The sequence below is a fragment of the Burkholderia sp. 10_S31 genome, assembly GCF_056930375.1.
This window is the reverse complement of the sequence record NZ_JBXOWK010000001.1, coordinates 1,037,837-1,054,332: the sequence shown is the minus strand read 5'-3', so window position 1 is coordinate 1,054,332 and position 16,496 is coordinate 1,037,837. Positions and strand designations below refer to the sequence as shown.

Here is a 16,496-nt window from a genome sequence, read left to right as displayed (position 1 = left end):
TGCGCCTCCGTTCGAGTCGGCGCGGCCGCGTGCGAAGCCGGGCCGATGATGTATGTGGGGAACGATGCGTGCGCCGGGCGCGCGCGTCGTGCCTTTTAATCTAGGCGCTGACGTTCGCATCCCCCAATAGGCTTTTTTAATCCGCGCGATAGCCGGGGAACAGATTTGGGGACGGTTCGTGGACGCGGATTCGCTGGATGGCTGGGTGGAGGGGATGACGGTTGAACGTTTCGGCTGGGGCTTGGGGCTTGGGGCTTGGGGCTTGGGGCTTGGGGCTCAGCGTGCGACGCGACGCCCGGCGTGCGCACACCGTCGTCGCCCGTCATGCGTCACGCATCCGTCGCACGCTTCAGCAGCAATTCCCTTTCGCGCTCGTTGCGGGTCAATTCCGCCGCGCGGCGGAACTCGGCCTTCGCCTCGTCGGCGCGGCCGAGTTTCACGAGCAGGTCGCCACGCACGCTCGGCAGCCAGTGATAGCGCGCAAGCGCCGGATCGTCGCGCAGCACGTCGACGATTTCCAGCGCCGCGGCGGGCCCGAACGCCATCCCCACCGCCACCGCGCGGTTCAGCTCGACGACCGGTGACGGCGCGACTTCGGCGAGCGCGTCGTACAGCGCGACGATCTGCGCCCAGTCCGTTTCCGACGCCTGCCGCGCGCGTGCATGGCACGCCGCCAGCGCGGCCTGCAGCGCATACGGGCCGCGCACGCCGCCGAGCTTCGTCGCCCGATCGAGGGCCGCGAGGCCGCGCCGGATCAGCAGCGGATCCCAGCGGCTGCGGTCCTGGTCGAGCAGCAGCACGGGTCGCCCCTGCGCATCGGTCCGCGCATGCATGCGCGACGCCTGCAGTTCCATCAGCGCGACGAGCCCGAGCACTTCGCTTTCGTCCGGCACGAGCCCGGCCAGCACGCGACCGAGACGCAGCGCCTCGTCGCACAACGCCGGGCGTGTCCAGTCGTCGCCGGCGGTCGCCGCATGGCCTTCGTTGAACACCAGGTAGATCACTTCGAGCACCGACGCGAGCCGCGCGGGCCGCGCGTCGGCGGACGGCACCTCGAACGGCACGCGCGCCGCCGCAAGCGTGCGTTTCGCGCGCACGATGCGCTGCGCGATCGTCGGCTCGGGCGACAGGAACGCGCGCGCGATCTCGCTCGTGGTCAGCCCGCCGAGCAGCCGCAACGTCAACGCGACGCGCGCATCGGTCGACAGCACCGGATGGCACGACGTGAAGATCAGCCGCAGCAGGTCGTCGCCGATATCGTCGTCGCGCGCATCGGCGAGCGCGTCCGCGATGTCGGGCACGACATGCGCTTCGAGCGCGTCCATTTCGTGCCCGAGCTGGTCGCGCTTCGCGGCATGCAGCGACTCCTGCCGCACCCGGTCGAGCGCGCGCCGCTTCACGGCCGTCATCAGCCAAGCGGCCGGGTTGTCGGGCACGCCGTCGACGGGCCAGTGCTCGAGCGCCGCAACGAGCGTGTCCTGCGCGAGTTCCTCGGCCACGCCGACATCGCGCACCACGCGCGCGGCGCGCGCAATGATCTTCGGCGCCTCGATTCGCCAGACGGCCTCGATCGCACGATGGGTCGCCTCGCGCGTCACGACGCAGGCCCCTGCCCCGCGTCCTGCGCCACGTACATCAGCTCCCATGCGTGGCCGTCCGGATCGGCGAAGCTGTGGCCGTACATGCCCGGGTATTCCATCGGCGGACGCGGCGTGGTGCCACCGGCCGCACGTGCCTTCGCGACGACTTCGTCGACTTCGGCGGGGCTTTCGCACGACAGGCACGACAACACCTGCACGTGCGTCGCCGGATCGACAATCGTCTTGTCGGTGAAGGTCTGGAAGAACGGCCGCACGAGCAGCATCGCGAAGATCGTGTCGCTGATCTTCAGGCAGGCGGCCTGATCGTTGGTATAGGCAGGCACGACCTCGAAGCCGAGCGCCTGGTAGAACGCCTTCGAGCGCGGCAGGTCGACCACGGGCAGGTTGATGAAGACCATCTTGTGCATGTCGGGTGCTCCCGGCGAGGTTGGGTTCAGGTGGACATTCAGGCGCCGGTGCGGCCGACATGGAGTTCGCGGAACCGCTCGACGGCGTCGCTGGGCGTGAGGTCGTCGAGTTCGAACAACGGGCGCACCTCGATCTCGCAGTCCATCTCCGCGCCGAACGGCGCGGGGAACCGGCGCGTCCATTCGAGCGCCTCGTCGCGTGAACGCACCTGGATCAGCGTATAGCCGGCAATCAGTTCCTTCGTCTCCGCGAACGGGCCGTCGACCACCGTGCCCTTGCCGCCGGTGTACCGCACGCGCCAGCCGCGCGCGCTCGGCCGCAGGCCGTTCGCATCGAGCAGCACGCCGGCCCTGGCCAGTTCCTCGTGATAGACCGTCATCGCCTCGACCAGCCGGTTGTCCGGCAATGCGTCGGATTCGCTGACGGCGTTCGCCCGGATCATGATCATGAATCGCATCGTTCACTCCCTGTCGTCGGTGGAAAGGGGCGTCCGTTCATCGGCGCCTTACCCTGACGACGGGCGGCAGGCTGACGGATCGACCTTCCACGCGACGAATCAGGGTAAACACCGAGATTTAGCCGTCACAGGAAGCACGGGCCAACCGCACGCACTTCGACCGTGCACCATTGCGCGGCCGGACACTGGCGCGCGATCTCGATCGCTTCGTCGCGGGTGGCGACGTCGACGATGAAGAAGCCGCCGACCATTTCCTTCGCCTCGGCGAACGGGCCGTCGACGAGGCGCGTCTCCCCGTTGCGCACCTGCACGCGCGTCGCGCGTTCCGAGCGCTCCAGCGACTCGACGCCGCGCAGCACGCCGCGCGCTTTCAGCGTCTCGGCGAAATCGACCATCCGCGCGTAAAGCGCCTGCCCGTCTTCGAGCGTGCGTTCGGCGCGCTGGCCGGTCGGTTCGACAATCAACAGCATGTAGGCCATGGAACTCTCCTGTGGGGGGCGTGCGCTCAAGCGTTCTGAACGCAGGCCGGAATGACACGTCAGGTGCAAAGCGTAACAGTCCCGGATGGCCCTGCCGTCATCGTTGGCCGTTCGGCACTGGCCTGATGGCCAATTCGATCGCAGCACGCGATTTTGCCGTCAAGATGCTTTCCCGAACCTTCGAATTTTCTTCCTGTGAACCGCTCCATGTCACGCCTGCTACCGCCGCTCGCGCTTGCCGCGTCGCTCGTCTTTTCCGCTGCGCCCGCCGCCGCGCAGCCGGTCAGTGCGGGCTGCGGCGGCGCCACCACGGCAATCGCCGACATCCGGCATCCCGGCGGCCGGTCGCCACTGGCCGGGGGCACCACGTCGATCGAAGCGGTCGTCACCGCGGCATTCGCCGGCACCGACGGCTTCGGCGGCTTCTTCGTCCAGCAGGCGGACGCGCAGCGACGGCACCGGCCGGGCGTCCCGGAAGGCCTGTTCATCCATGCGCCGAATGCGCGTGTCCTGCCTGGCGAGCGCGTGCACATCACCGGCAGGATCGAGCAGAAATACGGCCGGACGCAACTCGCGCTGTCGGGCCACGTGACGGTGTGCGCGCGCGGGCAGACCGTCACGCCGGCAACGCTCGCGCTACCGGTCGACAACGAGTCCGTATTCGCCGCACATGAGGGCATGCGGGTGCGCTTCCCGCAAACGCTGACGGTCAGCGATACCTACGAGCTCGGCCGCTACGGCAGCATCGTACTCAGCCACGGCCGCCTGTACATGCCGACTCACGTGGTGGCGCCGGCCGAAGCCGCTGCGCAGGCGGCAGCCAACGCCCGCAATCGCATCGTGCTCGACGACGGTTCGCGCCGCGTGAACCCCGCAACTATCCGCTATCCGCCGCCTGCGTTGAGCGCCGCCAATACGCTGCGCGCCGGCTACACGGTGCGCGGCATCGAAGGCGTGCTCGAGAAGCGCTACGGCACGTGGCGACTGCAGCCCGTACCGTCCGCGGCGCCGGTCTTCGACGCCGCTTCGAATCCGCGTACCGATGCGCCGGCACGGCATCCGCAAGCCGACGTGCGGGTCGCGTCGTTCAACGTATTCAACTACTTCAACGGCGACGGCACGGGCGGCGGCTTCGACGATCCGGCCAATCGCGGCGCGAAGTCGCCCGCCGCCTTCGCGCGGCAGGAGGCAAAGATCGTGGCCGCGCTGCGTGCGCTGCGCGCCGACGTGATCGGCCTGATGGAAATCGCGAACAACGGCCACGGCTCCGCGAGCGCCGTGCAACGGCTCGCGACGCGGCTCGGCGACAGCTGGCGCGCGGTCGACCCCGGCACAGCCCGGCTTGGCCGCGATGCGATCGCGGTCGCGCTGCTGTATGACAGCCGGACGATCGAACCCGTCGGGCGGGCCGCGACCGTCGCGCTCAGCGGCCGGAATCGCCCGCCGCTCGCGCAGACATTCCGCCGCAAGGGCGGCACCCGCGCGTTCACGGTCGCGGTCAACCACCTCAAGTCAAAGAACTGCCCGCACGCCGCCGGCCCGGATCTCGACCAGTCGGACGGTCAGGGCTGCTGGAATGCGACGCGCACGCGGGCGGCCGAGCGCGTCGCGGCGTGGCTCGCCACGTCGCCGACCGGCGCCGCGGCCGACGGCGTGCTGCTGATCGGCGACCTGAACAGCTACGCGAAGGAGGATCCGCTGCGCGCGCTCGAATCGCGCGGCTACGCGAACCTCGTCGCCCGCTTCGTCGGCCATGCCGGCTACAGCTATGTATTTCGCGGCGAAGCGGGCAACCTCGATCACGCACTCGCCACGTCGCCGCTCGCTGCCCGCGTGAGGGCCGTACATGCGTGGCACATCAACGCCGATGAACCGATTGCACTGCAATCCGTGCCCGATTACAAAACCCCGGCACAACAGGCTGCCTATTACGCGCCCGATGCGTACCGTTCGTCGGACCACGATCCCGTCGTCATCGACCTTGCGCTGGAGGGAGACGCCACCTGAGCCGTCGCGGGCACAAACCCTGCTCGACAAAAAAATGGCAATTAGTGCAATTGCATCAGCACAACGCGTGCAACGGCACTATTTACCTGACGCACCGGGCGACGCCATATTTACCGGGCTTTCTCGTCGTGCAACGGCCCGTTCATGTTGCTTCGCTCGAAGCGCGAAATTTTTTCAACCGCCGCCCTGCCCCGTCGCGCGGGGCTTCCCGGGAAGCTTGCCGACGAATTGAAAATTTGTCTCGAAACTCAATTGGCTGATGTGAATCACACTGGTTGCTGGGATTCGTCTTATCTTCAAATTGGCCTGCAAATCAAATCGAAGGAGGATAAACACCATGGCGCTCACCGACTCGATCGAACACAAGCTGGACCGCGGCCTGTCCGACATCCGTCGCACCGGCCGGCGCGTGGGACGCACGACGCGCTCGGCCGTCCGCGACCTGCATGCGGACGTGTCCGACGATCTGCGCGGGCTGGTCGATGAACTGGAAGACCTGCTGAAGAACGATGGCGACGGCGATATCGCCGCGCTGCGCAAGCGCGTGCAAGCGCGGCTCGACGAAGCACGCAGCACGCTCGACTACGCGTCGGGCACCGCGGCCGCCCGGCTGCGCGATTCGGCCGAACGCGTGTCGCAAGCCGTGCACGACAACCCGTGGCAGACCGCGGGCGTCGTCGCGGGCCTCGCGTTCGTCGCCGGCCTGCTCCTTTCCCGCCGTTGAACGGTGCCGGCCGCCCCGCTGCCGGCACCGTCCGTCCTCAACCCGACAACGAAGGAGAATCGCCATGCAGAAGTCCCTCGCCCTGAAAGCCGCCGCCGCCGTCATGCTCGGCAGTCTCGCACTTGCCGGTTGCACCACCACGCCTGACAAACCCGAGAACGCATCAACCAGCGCGTCCAAACGCGAGTCGATCGACGCGAGCGTGAACGCGACGCTGTCGCGCCTCTATTCGACGGTGCCGGGCTCGCGTGAACTCGTCGCGAAGTCGCGCGGCGTGCTGGTGTTCCCGAACGTGCTGCAGGCCGGCTTCATCGTCGGCGGCCAGTCCGGCAACGGCGCACTGCGCGTCGGCGGCAGCACCGTCGGCTACTACAACACGTCGTCGCTGTCGGTCGGCCTGCAGGCCGGTGCGCAATCGAAGGCGATCGTGTTCCTGTTCATGACGCAGGATGCGCTCGACTCGTTCCGCAAGTCCGAAGGCTGGTCGGCCGGTGCCGACGCCTCCGTCGCGGTCGTGAAGGTCGGTGCGAACGGCGCGGTCGACTCCAACACGGCCACCGCACCGGTCGAGGTACTGGTGCTGACCAACGCGGGCCTGATGGGCGACCTGTCGGTGAACGGCACCAAGGTCACCAGGCTGCACATCTGACGATCCGGCGCGGCACCGTCACGTCGGCCTCCCCCGCAACGCCGCGGCCCCGGCCGCGGCGTTTTCGCGTGCGCCGCGCGCAGCGGCTATGATGGCGACACCTTTGCGGGCATACTGCCGATCGGGCCGCCCTGCTGCGCGCTTCGCCACGAACCCTTGACGTTCGCGCGCCGATCGCGCCCGAGGCAACGAGATTCAATCAAACCAGGCATCAATCTGCGCGAACCATCCATGGATAGCGGACACGATCACCAAAAATTCTTCTATTTCCTGCTGTTCGCGGTCACCGTCGGACTATGCTGGATACTCGCGCCGTTCTCCGGCGCCGTCTTCTGGGGCACCATTCTCGCGATCCTGTTCCAGCCGGTGCAACGCTGGCTTGCCGCGCGCTTCGGCAAGCGGCGCAACCTCGCCGCGCTCGTGACGATGTCGCTGATCATCCTGATCGTGATCCTGCCGCTCGTGTTCGTCACGGCGACGCTCGTGCAGGAAATCGCATACGTGTACCAGGAACTGAAGAGCGCGCAGCCGAATTATTCGCAGTACTTCCATGACATCATTCACGCGCTGCCGACGTCGATCCAGAACCTGCTGCAGAAATACGGGCTGACCAACATCCCCGGCATCCAGAAGAAGCTGACCGACGGCGCCGCGCAGATCAGCCAGTTCGCGGCCACCCAGGCGCTCAGCATCGGCCAGAACACGTTCCAGTTCGTCGTCAGCTTCGGCGTGATGCTGTACATGGTGTTCTTCCTGCTGCGCGACGGCGGCGAGATCGGCCGCCGCGTGCGCCGCGCGCTGCCGCTCGACGAAGAGCACAAGAACCTGCTGCTCGCGAAGTTCACGACGGTCGTGCGCGCAACCGTGAAAGGCAACATCGCGGTCGCGCTCGTGCAGGGCGCGCTCGGCGGCCTGATCTTCTGGATCCTCGGGATCGAGGGCGTCGTGCTGTGGGGCGCGCTGATGGCGTTCCTGTCGCTGCTGCCGGCGATCGGCGCGAGCCTCGTATGGGTGCCCGCCGCGCTCTACTTCCTCGCGATCGGCGATATCTGGAAATGCGTGATCCTCGTCGCGTTCTGCGTCGGCGTGATCGGCCTCGTCGACAACCTGCTGCGCCCGATCCTCGTCGGCAAGGACACGAAGATGCCCGACTGGGTCGTGCTGATCTCGACGCTCGGCGGAATGGCACTGTTCGGGATCAACGGCTTCGTGATCGGGCCGCTCGTCGCCGCGCTGTTCATGGCGAGCTGGGACATCTACGCACGCTCCGAACAGGGGGAATGACGCTGCGCGTCACGGATGACGGATCCTGATCACGACGGGCGCCACGGCGCCCGTCGTCATTTCCGGTCCTGCCACCGCCATCACGCCGCCATACGGACCGATACGATGCGCGCGGCCCGATACCAGCGGCACGCTTCGATCGTCGCGCGCATCGCGCCATGTTGCGCGAACGTCCGCCCCCGCGGACTGCGCAGGCGGCCGGCCGTCCGGCCCGACCAGCGCCACCTGCGCTCCGGCCAAGCGCCGGCCGTGTGCATCGAACCGGAGCGTCGCGGCCATCGCGCTGTTTGCCGCTTCGATCGGCGGCGCATCGAATGTCACGTCGTACAGATCGACGAGCGCACCGGTGAATCGCACGATGCCGTCCGCGTTCGCGTTCGCATGCCCGGTCGTGCCGGCACCCGACATCGCGCACGCGATGCCGACACCCGCTGCGACGATCCGCAGCCTGTCGCACACGCGCCGCATCGTTCGATCGCGCACCACCGCCGATGCCGCCTGCGTTGCCTTCGTTCGCATGTTCCCCCCTTCTCGCCGCTCAAATAAAAACGGCGGCGTGACGCGCATGTCACGCCGCCGTTTGCTTGCGGTTACTTTAAAGAGAGCGACCGAAACAATATATGGGACACGTCCTAAATCGATGTCCGTCTGTTCGAACTCAGCGCGTGCGAGCGCTGCGGCTCATGCGTCGGGATCGACGCGCAGCACGAGCTTGCCGCGATGATCGCCGTCGAACAGGCGGTTCAGCACGTCGGGCGCGTTTTCGAGCCCGTCGGCCACGGTTTCCTCGGCCTTGAGGCGGCCGTCGCGCAGCCATCCGGCAAGCGTCTGCACCGCTTCGCGGCTCTTGCGGTAGTCGAGGATCAGGAAACCGCGCATCGTGATTCGCTTCGAGATCAGCACGCCGACGTCATCCGCCGCGCGGCCGCTGTTGTAGTTCGAGATCACGCCGCACAGCGCGACGCGCCCGCCGATCACCATCCGCGACAGCACCGCACGCATCACTTCGCCGCCGACGTTCTCGAAGTTCACGTGCACGCCGTCCGGCGTCGCCGCCTTCAGCTGCTCGCGAAAATCGTCGGCTTTGTAGTCGACGGCCACGTCGAAGCCGAGCGTCTCGGTCAGGTAGCGGCACTTGTCCGCGCCGCCCGCGATACCGACCACCCGTGCGCCGTGGATCTTGCCGATCTGGCCGGCGATCGAGCCGACCGACCCGGCCGCCGCCGACACGACGAGCGTCTCGCCCGGCTGCACCGGTGCGATGTCGGTCAGCCCGTAATACGCGGTCAGGCCGCTCATCCCGCACGCGCCGAGCAGCGTCGGCAGCGGCAGGCCCGACTGCGCGGGCAGCTTCACGAGCTGCGCAGCCTGGTCGGCCGCGAGAACCGCATAGTCCTGCCAGCCGACGAGCCCCTGCACGAGATCGCCTTGCGCAAAACCCGCATGGCGCGACGCGACCACGCGCCCGATGCCGAGCGCGCGCATCACTTCGCCGATCGCGACGGGCGGCAGGTATTGCGGCACGTCGCTCATCCACACGCGGTTGGTCGGGTCCATCGACAGATACAGCACACGCACGAGCACTTCGCCGTCGGCAAGCGCCGGCACGGGTGTTTCGACGAGCGAAAAATGTTCGCGGCCAACCCGCCCTTCCGGGCGCGTCTTCAGCAGCAGTTGGCGGTTCACGAGTGTCGACACGGTGTTCTCCTCCGGTTGTTGTCGTCGATGCGCGTCAGACCGCGCACATGCCGCCGTCGATCACGAGTTCGGCGGCGGTCACGAAACGGCTCTCGTCGGACGCCAGATAGACGGCCGCATGCGCGACGTCGTCCGGCTCGCCAAGCCGGCGCAGCGGAATGCCGCGCGCGAGCTTGCGCGTCGCATCGCGTTCGCCGAGCGACTGGAACAGCGGCTCGACGATCCCCGTGCGAATGAACGCCGGATGAATCGAGTTGCAGCGCACGTCGAGCTCGCGGCGCGCGCAATCGATCGCGACCGACTTCGTCAGCGACGCGACCGCGGCCTTCGACGCGTTGTACGCGGTGAAATCCGGCTCGACCTTGAACGCGGCTACCGACGAGATGTTGATGATCGAAGCGGGACTGCTCTCGGCCAGATACGACAGCGCATGCTTGCAGCCGAGCACGATGCTCTCGACGTTGATCGCCATCACGCGCCGCCATTCGTCGAGCTCGATCTGCGCGGGCGAGCCGATCGACCCGACACCTGCGTTGTTGACGAGCACCGACAGCCCGCCCATCGCGTCGACCGCCTGCACGAGCAGCGCCTGCCAGCGCGCCTCGTCGCGCACGTCCTGCGTGGCCGCGAACGCGACCGGCGCCGCGTGCCCTGCGTTGAGCTCATGCGCGAACGCATCGAGCACGGCCGCGTCGGCGATGTCGGTCAGGAACACGCGCGCGCCCTGCTCGACCATCCGGCGCGCGATCGCGCGGCCGAGGCCGCCGGCGGCGCCCGTGATGTACGCGCACTTGCCTGCGAGGCGCGAGGAAACGACTGTCATGGAACCTGCTCCTATCGTGAATCGTCGTGGCGGACCGGTGCCGTGACGGCGGTTGCCGCGCGCCGGCCGACGGCCGCGCAGTTTGCGCGAGTATAGCGAGCCGGCCGTGCCGCGTCGGACAAATCGGGCAGGCTGCCGCTGCCGGCCCCGATCGAACGAACGCCAGCGTACGCGATTGCCGCCAATCGATGAAATGAATATTCGTAATGCCCGGTCATAGACACACCTGATGACCTTCGCATCCGCGGCCGGCGGAATGGAACGGCGCGGCGCGGCGCGGCCGATTACCGCGGATACCGGTTCGACGAACGCCGGATGCCGGCTTTTGCCAATGATCGGGAACGAATGGAGCGAGACACGGGAGCAGCCGTCGCGCGACGACCGCATTCGACACCGGGGCACCGATGCCCCGGAACAAACCGCCGTCAGAACCCGTCGCCGGACGCGCGCATGAACGCGCAGACTTGCGGGGAATGCGTGTCGATCATCTGCTGGAACGGCGCGCGATGCCCGTACGCGATGCCGGACACGAGAAGCAGGCAGACGGCCGCGATGCGCGGCGAGAACGAACGCTTGTGCACCTTGGCGTAGGTGCGCAGGAACACCAGCGCGACCAGCGCGCCGAGCAGCCAGCCGACCACGACTTCGGGAATCGTATGCGAATGGTCGAACACGCGCGCGACGGCCGTCGCCGCGCCGACGGCGAGGCCGGCCGCCACGCCCGGCGCATTGCCCGGACGAAACGCCTGCCACAGCATCGACAACGCGACGGTCCACACGGACGTCGACAGCATCGTATGGCCGCTGATCACGCGGAAATCGAACTGCGGAATCTCGACACCGCAGCCCGCATAGAGGATCTTGGTCGCCCCGACGAGGCTCATGCCGGCCGCGAGCAGCACGATCCAGCGCACCGCGAGCCGCCAGTTGGACATCGCGAGCCAGGCCGCGCAGGTTAGCGCGACCGGCAGGGTCAATGCGGCGTCGCCGATGTTGCTGATTTCACTCCACATAACGGACGTCGAACGGCTAGCAAAAGGTCGCAGTTTAACGCAAGCGTGCGACGTGCCTGTATCAGCCTGTGACAGGCTGTATCAGCCCGCGACACCCGTAATCAGCAGCAGGTTCGTGCCGGTGATGACGCCGAACAGCGCCCATGCGGCGACCTGCATCTTGCGGCCGATCGCATGCTCGCCCATCGTGTTGCGATCGCTGACCGACCTGATCAGCGGCCACATCGCGAACGGCAGTTGCAGGCTCAGCAGCACCTGGCTCCAGACGAGCAGTTGCCCGACGGAATTTTCGCCGAGCCACAGCACGCCGATCAGCGCGGGCACGAGCGCGAGCCCGCGCGTGATCAGCCGGCGCTGGTAGCACGGGATCTTCGTATGCAGGAAGCCGTCCATGATCACCTGGCCGGCGATCGTGCCGGTCAGCGTCGAGCTCTGCCCGGACGCGAGCAGCGCGATGCCGAACAGCAGCGCGGCAGCGCCGCCCGCGATCGGCGTGATCAGCCGGTACGCCTGTTCGATGTCGGTGACGTTGTGCTGGCCGGTCGCATGGAACGCCGCGCCCGCGACGACCAGGATCGCCGCGTTGACGAGCATGGCGACGAACAGCGATACGCAGGTATCGATCCGCACCAGCGCGAGCGTGTCGCGAACCAGGCCGCGCGCGCCGCCGACGACATGGCGCGTCTGTACGACCGACGAATGCAGATACAGGTTGTGCGGCATGATCGTCGCGCCGACGATGCCGAGCGCGAGTACGATCGCGTCCTTGCTGTCGTGGCCGGGGTTGCCCGGCACGAGCCCCTTCGCGACCGCATGCCAGTCGGGGGGCGTGATCGCGACCTGCGCGACGAAGCAGAACGCCATCGTCGCGATCAGCCCGAGCACGATCGCCTCGATCTGCCGGACGCCCTTGCCCTGCAGCCCAAGGACGATCACCGTGTCGAGCGCGGTCAGCACGATCCCCCACGCGAGCGGCACGCCGAGCAGCAGCTTGAACGCGAGCGCGCAGCCGAGCACTTCGGCGATGTCGCACGCGATGATCGACACCTCGGCGGTCACCCACTGCACGACGCGGCCAAAGGGGCCGTAACGGTCGTAGCTGGCCTGCGCGAGATCCTTGCCCGCGACGAGGCCGAGCCGCGCGGCGAGCATCTGCAGGAAGATCGCGGCGAGGCTCGAGAACGCGACGACCCACAGCAGTGAATAGCCGAATTGCGAGCCGGCCTGGATGTCGGTGGCCCAGTTGCCGGGATCCATATAGCCGATCGCGACCAGCAGACCCGGGCCGAAGAAGCGCTTGAGCTTCATCCAGCGCGACGCGCCGGCGTCGATCGTGATGCTGCCCTTTACTTCCGACGGGCAGAAGGGGGCGGTGGCGGTAGTGGGAAGCAAGGGCATGGAAACCGGGGATCGTGATCGCGACACGATGATTTTACGGTCATCCGCCCTACTTTCTCCCGTGTATCGGTGCACATGCCCAGGCTCGCCTGGTCGCCATCGGCTTTCGCAGGCTGCTGCGGCGCCGGCTGCGGGTCGGGCGCCCCGGCGCCGTTCGTCAGGATCCGCTCTCGCTCGGCGATGCGAAATTCGGTCGGCGACACCTGGAGACGCTGGCGAAACAGCTTCGCCAGACGCTCGCCGCTGCCGAAGCCCGTGCGCCGCGCGACCTTGTCGGCCGGCAGTGTCGTGTGGATCAGCATGTGGCAGGCGCGCTCGAGCCGCACGTGCTGCACGAACTCGGTCGGTGTCACGCCGATTTCCTTCTTGAAGCGCCGCAGGAAATTGCGCTCGCTCATCGCGGCCGTCCGCGCGACTTCCGCGATCGAGATGCGGTTCGCGCTCTGCGCGCGCAGTTGCTGCGCCGACATCCGGATCGACGGGCTCGCGCTCAGTTCGCGAAACGCCCACATCGACTGCGCGTAGCGTTGCTCGACCGGCTGCATCAGGTTGCCGGCGATCTCCTGCGCGGCGCTGTCGCCGAGATCGGCACGAAACATGTCGAGCACGGCCGCGAACACGTCGGCCTCCCCGCCCTGCAGTTCGATCGTTGCCGCCGCACGGCGGGCGCGATCCGTTCGCGGGTGACCGGCATCCGCCTGCCGCTGCGACGCCGCGAGCGTCGACAGGTCCGTCGCATCGACAATCCATCGCGCATGCCGGCGAATGTCGGTCAGGCGCCGCCGCAATGCATCGCTCCAGTTGACCGACGCGCGCTCACCGTGAAGATGAAAGAACGCGAGCGCGCGATGGCCGTGCTCGTCGCCGAGCGCATCGGCGGCGATCTTCACGCCGGACGACGACTGCAGCAATCCCCCGCTTTCGGATACGTACTTCAGTTGGTAACCCGCACTGAACGCGTGCAGGCGATTCGCCAGGTTGAAGGCCTCGCCGAGACGCGCGGCCTGGGCCAAGGAAAACCCCGAACTCAAATAGACAACGACCCATCTCTGATCTGCTGCTTCCACTGGCCAAGCCCCCGGACTGTTTCGACTTCTTCTAATACCGTCGAACTGTCAGGCTTATATTGGGTTTGAACAGGTGCGACAGGACGGCTATCTCGAAATATGAAGCGACGGCATCTTAGCCGAACGGGTGCTGTCGGGCGCTGTCCTTGGCGCGAAATGGCCGACAGTGACAGCATGATGGCGGATTTCTACAGGCTTTCGCCGGCCGATCGCATCCCGCGCCGAAATACGCGTGCGACGTGCGGACGCGCGACGTGCGCGGCATTCCCGATATGGGCGATGTTCGCGGCAACGCCGATGCAAACGAACGCACGCGCGCCCTGGCGTTCCGTTGTCCGCGCATCCATTAGAATCGCTCCACCGTCCACCACGCCGACTTCGTCCGTGCCCGCCGATCATCGTCTCGACCTGAACCTGTTCCGCGTGCTCGACGCCGTCTACGTGCACGGCGGCATCGGTGCAGCCGCCCGCGCGCTGCACCTGACGCAGCCGGCCGTCACGCATGCGCTCAACCGGCTGCGCGCGCATTTCGACGATCCGCTGTTCGTCCGCCAGGGCAACCGCGTCGTGCCGACCGAACGCACGCGCGCGATCATCGCGGACGTGCAGCTTCATCTCGCCGGACTGCAGCGCACCGCGCGCGACCCGGCTGCATTCGACCCGGCGACGCTCGACCTGAGCATCGCGGTCGGCATTCGCGACGTGCTCGAATCGATCGCGCTGCCGCAGATCGCCGCCGCGTTCGCCGACGAAGCGCCCGGCCTGCGATTCGTGAGCCGCCGCATCGCGGTGCACGACATCGAACGCGAACTCGCGTCGGGCAATCTCGATCTCGCCGTCGATCGGCGCGTGCAAACCGGCCCGCGCATCTCGACCGAACACCTGCTCGACGATTCGCTCGTCGTCGCGATGCGACACGATCATCCGCTGATGAGCGACCCGCTGCGACGCAGCGACTATTTCGCCGCGCGGCATATCGCGGTGTCGTCGCTCGGCGAACCGCAATCGCTCGACGTGCTGCTCGGCAACGACGGACGCTTCCGGCACATCCAGCTCGTGTGCCAGCATTACTTCGCCGCCTGCCAGATCGCGGCGGCGGGCGACCTGCTGCTGACGCTGCCGCGCACGTATGCGCTGCGCATGGCGGCGTTGCTGCCGATCGCCGTGCAGCCGCTGCCGCTGCGGCTCAAGCCGTTTCCGCTACTCGCGTACTGGCACGAATCGCGCGAGACCGACCGCGCGCACCAGTGGGTGCGCGAACGCGTCGCCACGCTCGTACGCAGGACTGCCGGCGTCGCCGGCTGATCCCATCGACGCTCGTCGACGCTCACTGCGCCCGCGGTTTCAGCCAGGACGGTATGCTGACGGCTCGCACGCCGCGCATCATCGCGGCCCCTCTTTCCCGCTTACCGGAGACTTGCCATGCCGCTCATCCACGCCGCCGCCACCCTCGCCGCCGACGCGCCCGACTACGTCGTCCAGCTGCAGGCCGGCACGCATGCGCTGACCGGCGACGAAGCGCCGCGCGAAGGCGGCCAGGGCCTCGGGCCGGCGCCGTTCGAGTTCGTGCTGGCCGGCCTCGCACAGTGCACGGCCGCGACACTGCGCATGTATATGCAGCGCAAGACGTGGCCGGCCGTGCGCATCGACGTGCACGCCGAACTGCATGCCGATCGCGAAGGTCAGCAGTACGTGCGCCGCGTCGTGACGCTCGACGGCCCGCTCGACGACGCGCAGCGCCAGCGTCTCGCGGAAATCTGCGAGAAAACGCCGGTGACGCTGTTCATCAAGCGCGGCACGCGCATCGAAACGACGCTGAACTGACGCGCTACGTGCCGGGTGTGTGACGCCCGGCGAGCGTCGCACCGCACTGCTCCGCACACGATCGACGCGCAACAAGCAAAACGGGCGGACCGCGCACGATGCGCGGCCCGCCCGTTTGCCTATGCCGCAGGGGCCTAGAGTCCGAGCGCGGAAAGATCCAGCTTGCCGTCCTTCACCGGCGGGCACCAGAAATACGCGCCCGTCAGCGGCCGCGTGAAGCGGAACAGGCCGTCGACGATGCCGTCGTCCGCGCCGCTCATCCGGCGCATCTGCACGTCGAACGCGCGGAACGAACAACCGAACGCGACGAAGTAGAGCCCCGCGCGGCGCGCATCGGACCACGGCGACGAACGGCGCAGCATGAACGCCTCCGGCTCGAAGCTCTCCTGCGCGGTGCGCTTCACGTGCGCGAACTCCGGCGCATCGTCGAGTTCCTCGTTGTCCGAGCGGCGGCGGCCGATGATGTTATCCATGTCCCCCGACGCAATGCGCTCCATCTGGTCGAAGTCGTGCAGCCATTGCTGAACCGCGACGAAGCTCGACCCGTCGAGTCCCGCACCCTGGCCCGTGACGATCGCCGCGGCCAGCGCATCGTCGCCGCTCGGGTTCTCGGTGCCGTCCTCGTAACCCGACAGGTCGCGATCGTTCGAATAGCGGAACCCGTCGACCGCGTCCTGCAGCGCGAATGCCGGCGCGAGCGCCCGCTCGATCGCCCGCGCGCGCAGCACGAGTTCGCCGCGATCGTCGCCGCGCAGCCAGACCCATACGTCGGCCGGCGTAATCGGCAGCGTGCGGTCGTTCACCGCGAACGCCGGGTATTCGGTGAGGCCCGGCACCGGGTGCCCGAGGTGCGCGGCCAGCGCATGTCCGAAGCCCGCGACCGTGTCGCGCCCGTCGACGAGCTCGCGCAACGCCGTCAGCGCCGCCGCGACATTGCCGTTGTTCGAAATCGTGAAAGTGAGGTATCGGGCCGCCGTGTCGATCGGAGCCAGGATGCCTTGCTGAACGTCGCTCATCGTTTCCTCAGAAATGTATCGTGGTGAATCTGCGGGGCCGCAGCGGCC

At 67.7% G+C, this 16,496-nt stretch carries 18 protein-coding genes; 6 read left to right on the top strand and 12 right to left on the bottom strand.

Going from position 1 to position 16,496, the window contains the following annotated elements:
* Positions 1-329: 329 nt before the first annotated feature.
* From AC1Z3W_RS04825 to AC1Z3W_RS04810, 4 genes are all read right to left on the bottom strand, one after another.
* Positions 330-1,598: an RNA polymerase sigma factor gene (locus tag AC1Z3W_RS04825; RefSeq protein WP_175824865.1), complete on the bottom strand. Its 1,269-nt coding sequence runs from the start codon at positions 1,596-1,598 to the stop codon at positions 330-332.
* A complete protein-coding gene (locus AC1Z3W_RS04820) occupies positions 1,595-2,008 on the bottom strand; it encodes a VOC family protein (protein WP_057924074.1) in 414 nt (137 codons plus the stop codon). Before AC1Z3W_RS04820 ends, AC1Z3W_RS04825 begins: the two co-directional genes overlap by 4 nt.
* A gap of 38 nt (positions 2,009-2,046) precedes the next feature.
* On the bottom strand, positions 2,047-2,466 hold the full coding sequence (locus AC1Z3W_RS04815) for a YciI family protein (RefSeq protein ID WP_057924075.1): 420 nt from the start codon (positions 2,464-2,466) through the stop codon (positions 2,047-2,049).
* A 125-nt stretch (positions 2,467-2,591) separates the two neighbouring features.
* Positions 2,592-2,945 carry a YciI family protein gene (locus tag AC1Z3W_RS04810; protein WP_057924076.1) on the bottom strand — a complete coding sequence of 118 codons (354 nt, stop codon included), beginning with the start codon at positions 2,943-2,945 and terminating at the stop codon, positions 2,592-2,594.
* A 207-nt stretch (positions 2,946-3,152) separates the two neighbouring features.
* Here AC1Z3W_RS04810 and AC1Z3W_RS04805 point away from each other — a divergent pair, with 207 nt between their 5' ends.
* Positions 3,153-4,952, top strand: coding sequence for an ExeM/NucH family extracellular endonuclease (locus tag AC1Z3W_RS04805; protein ID WP_483507145.1), 1,800 nt, complete (start codon positions 3,153-3,155; stop codon positions 4,950-4,952).
* Between the two features lie 174 nt (positions 4,953-5,126).
* On the opposite strand, the gene AC1Z3W_RS04800 is transcribed toward AC1Z3W_RS04805, so the two are convergent.
* Positions 5,127-5,291 carry a hypothetical protein gene (locus AC1Z3W_RS04800; protein WP_175824389.1) on the bottom strand — a complete coding sequence of 55 codons (165 nt, stop codon included), beginning with the start codon at positions 5,289-5,291 and terminating at the stop codon, positions 5,127-5,129.
* Between AC1Z3W_RS04800 and AC1Z3W_RS04795 the strand changes: the two genes are divergently transcribed.
* The 3 genes from AC1Z3W_RS04795 (at position 5,290) to AC1Z3W_RS04785 (ending at position 7,609) form a co-directional block, all read left to right on the top strand.
* On the top strand, positions 5,290-5,676 hold the full coding sequence (locus AC1Z3W_RS04795) for an ElaB/YgaM/YqjD family protein (protein ID WP_057924078.1): 387 nt from the start codon (positions 5,290-5,292) through the stop codon (positions 5,674-5,676). The two genes, AC1Z3W_RS04800 and AC1Z3W_RS04795, sit on opposite strands and share 2 nt — an antisense overlap.
* Positions 5,677-5,740: 64 nt before the next feature.
* The gene (locus tag AC1Z3W_RS04790) at positions 5,741-6,325 is read left to right on the top strand and encodes a BPSL1445 family SYLF domain-containing lipoprotein (RefSeq protein WP_057924079.1); all 585 of its coding nucleotides are present in this window, start codon (positions 5,741-5,743) and stop codon (positions 6,323-6,325) included.
* Between the two features lie 231 nt (positions 6,326-6,556).
* A complete protein-coding gene (locus AC1Z3W_RS04785; protein ID WP_124832478.1) occupies positions 6,557-7,609 on the top strand; it encodes an AI-2E family transporter in 1,053 nt (350 codons plus the stop codon).
* A 9-nt stretch (positions 7,610-7,618) separates the two neighbouring features.
* Here AC1Z3W_RS04785 and AC1Z3W_RS04780 read toward each other — a convergent pair whose 3' ends face one another.
* The 6 genes from AC1Z3W_RS04780 to AC1Z3W_RS04755 all read right to left on the bottom strand — a co-directional run bounded on the left by AC1Z3W_RS04780 (position 7,619) and on the right by AC1Z3W_RS04755 (position 13,554).
* Entirely contained in the window at positions 7,619-8,128 is a 510-nt protein-coding gene (locus AC1Z3W_RS04780) for a thioesterase (protein WP_483507144.1), read from the bottom strand.
* 162 nt (positions 8,129-8,290) lie between these two features.
* Positions 8,291-9,307 carry an NADP-dependent oxidoreductase gene (locus AC1Z3W_RS04775; RefSeq protein WP_057924081.1) on the bottom strand — a complete coding sequence of 339 codons (1,017 nt, stop codon included), beginning with the start codon at positions 9,305-9,307 and terminating at the stop codon, positions 8,291-8,293.
* 34 nt (positions 9,308-9,341) lie between these two features.
* On the bottom strand, positions 9,342-10,130 hold the full coding sequence (locus AC1Z3W_RS04770; protein WP_057924082.1) for an SDR family oxidoreductase: 789 nt from the start codon (positions 10,128-10,130) through the stop codon (positions 9,342-9,344).
* 425 nt (positions 10,131-10,555) lie between these two features.
* Entirely contained in the window at positions 10,556-11,143 is a 588-nt protein-coding gene (locus AC1Z3W_RS04765; RefSeq protein ID WP_057924083.1) for a phosphatase PAP2 family protein, read from the bottom strand.
* An 81-nt stretch (positions 11,144-11,224) separates the two neighbouring features.
* Positions 11,225-12,541 carry an Nramp family divalent metal transporter gene (locus AC1Z3W_RS04760; protein ID WP_483507143.1) on the bottom strand — a complete coding sequence of 439 codons (1,317 nt, stop codon included), beginning with the start codon at positions 12,539-12,541 and terminating at the stop codon, positions 11,225-11,227.
* Positions 12,490-13,554: a helix-turn-helix domain-containing protein gene (locus tag AC1Z3W_RS04755; RefSeq protein ID WP_483507142.1), complete on the bottom strand. Its 1,065-nt coding sequence runs from the start codon at positions 13,552-13,554 to the stop codon at positions 12,490-12,492. The genes AC1Z3W_RS04760 and AC1Z3W_RS04755 overlap by 52 nt, the downstream gene beginning before the upstream one ends.
* Before the next feature lie 438 nt (positions 13,555-13,992).
* Here AC1Z3W_RS04755 and AC1Z3W_RS04750 point away from each other — a divergent pair, with 438 nt between their 5' ends.
* Together AC1Z3W_RS04750 and AC1Z3W_RS04745 are read left to right on the top strand one after the other, a co-directional pair.
* Positions 13,993-14,913, top strand: a complete 921-nt coding sequence (locus tag AC1Z3W_RS04750; protein WP_483507141.1) for a LysR family transcriptional regulator — start codon at positions 13,993-13,995, stop codon at positions 14,911-14,913.
* A 117-nt stretch (positions 14,914-15,030) separates the two neighbouring features.
* Positions 15,031-15,432 carry an OsmC family protein gene (locus tag AC1Z3W_RS04745; protein WP_124832482.1) on the top strand — a complete coding sequence of 134 codons (402 nt, stop codon included), beginning with the start codon at positions 15,031-15,033 and terminating at the stop codon, positions 15,430-15,432.
* A 134-nt stretch (positions 15,433-15,566) separates the two neighbouring features.
* On the opposite strand, the gene AC1Z3W_RS04740 is transcribed toward AC1Z3W_RS04745, so the two are convergent.
* Positions 15,567-16,448 (bottom strand): Dyp-type peroxidase, encoded by an 882-nt coding sequence (locus tag AC1Z3W_RS04740; RefSeq protein ID WP_057924088.1) that lies wholly within the window; start codon positions 16,446-16,448, stop codon positions 15,567-15,569.
* Positions 16,449-16,496: the final 48 nt, after the last annotated feature.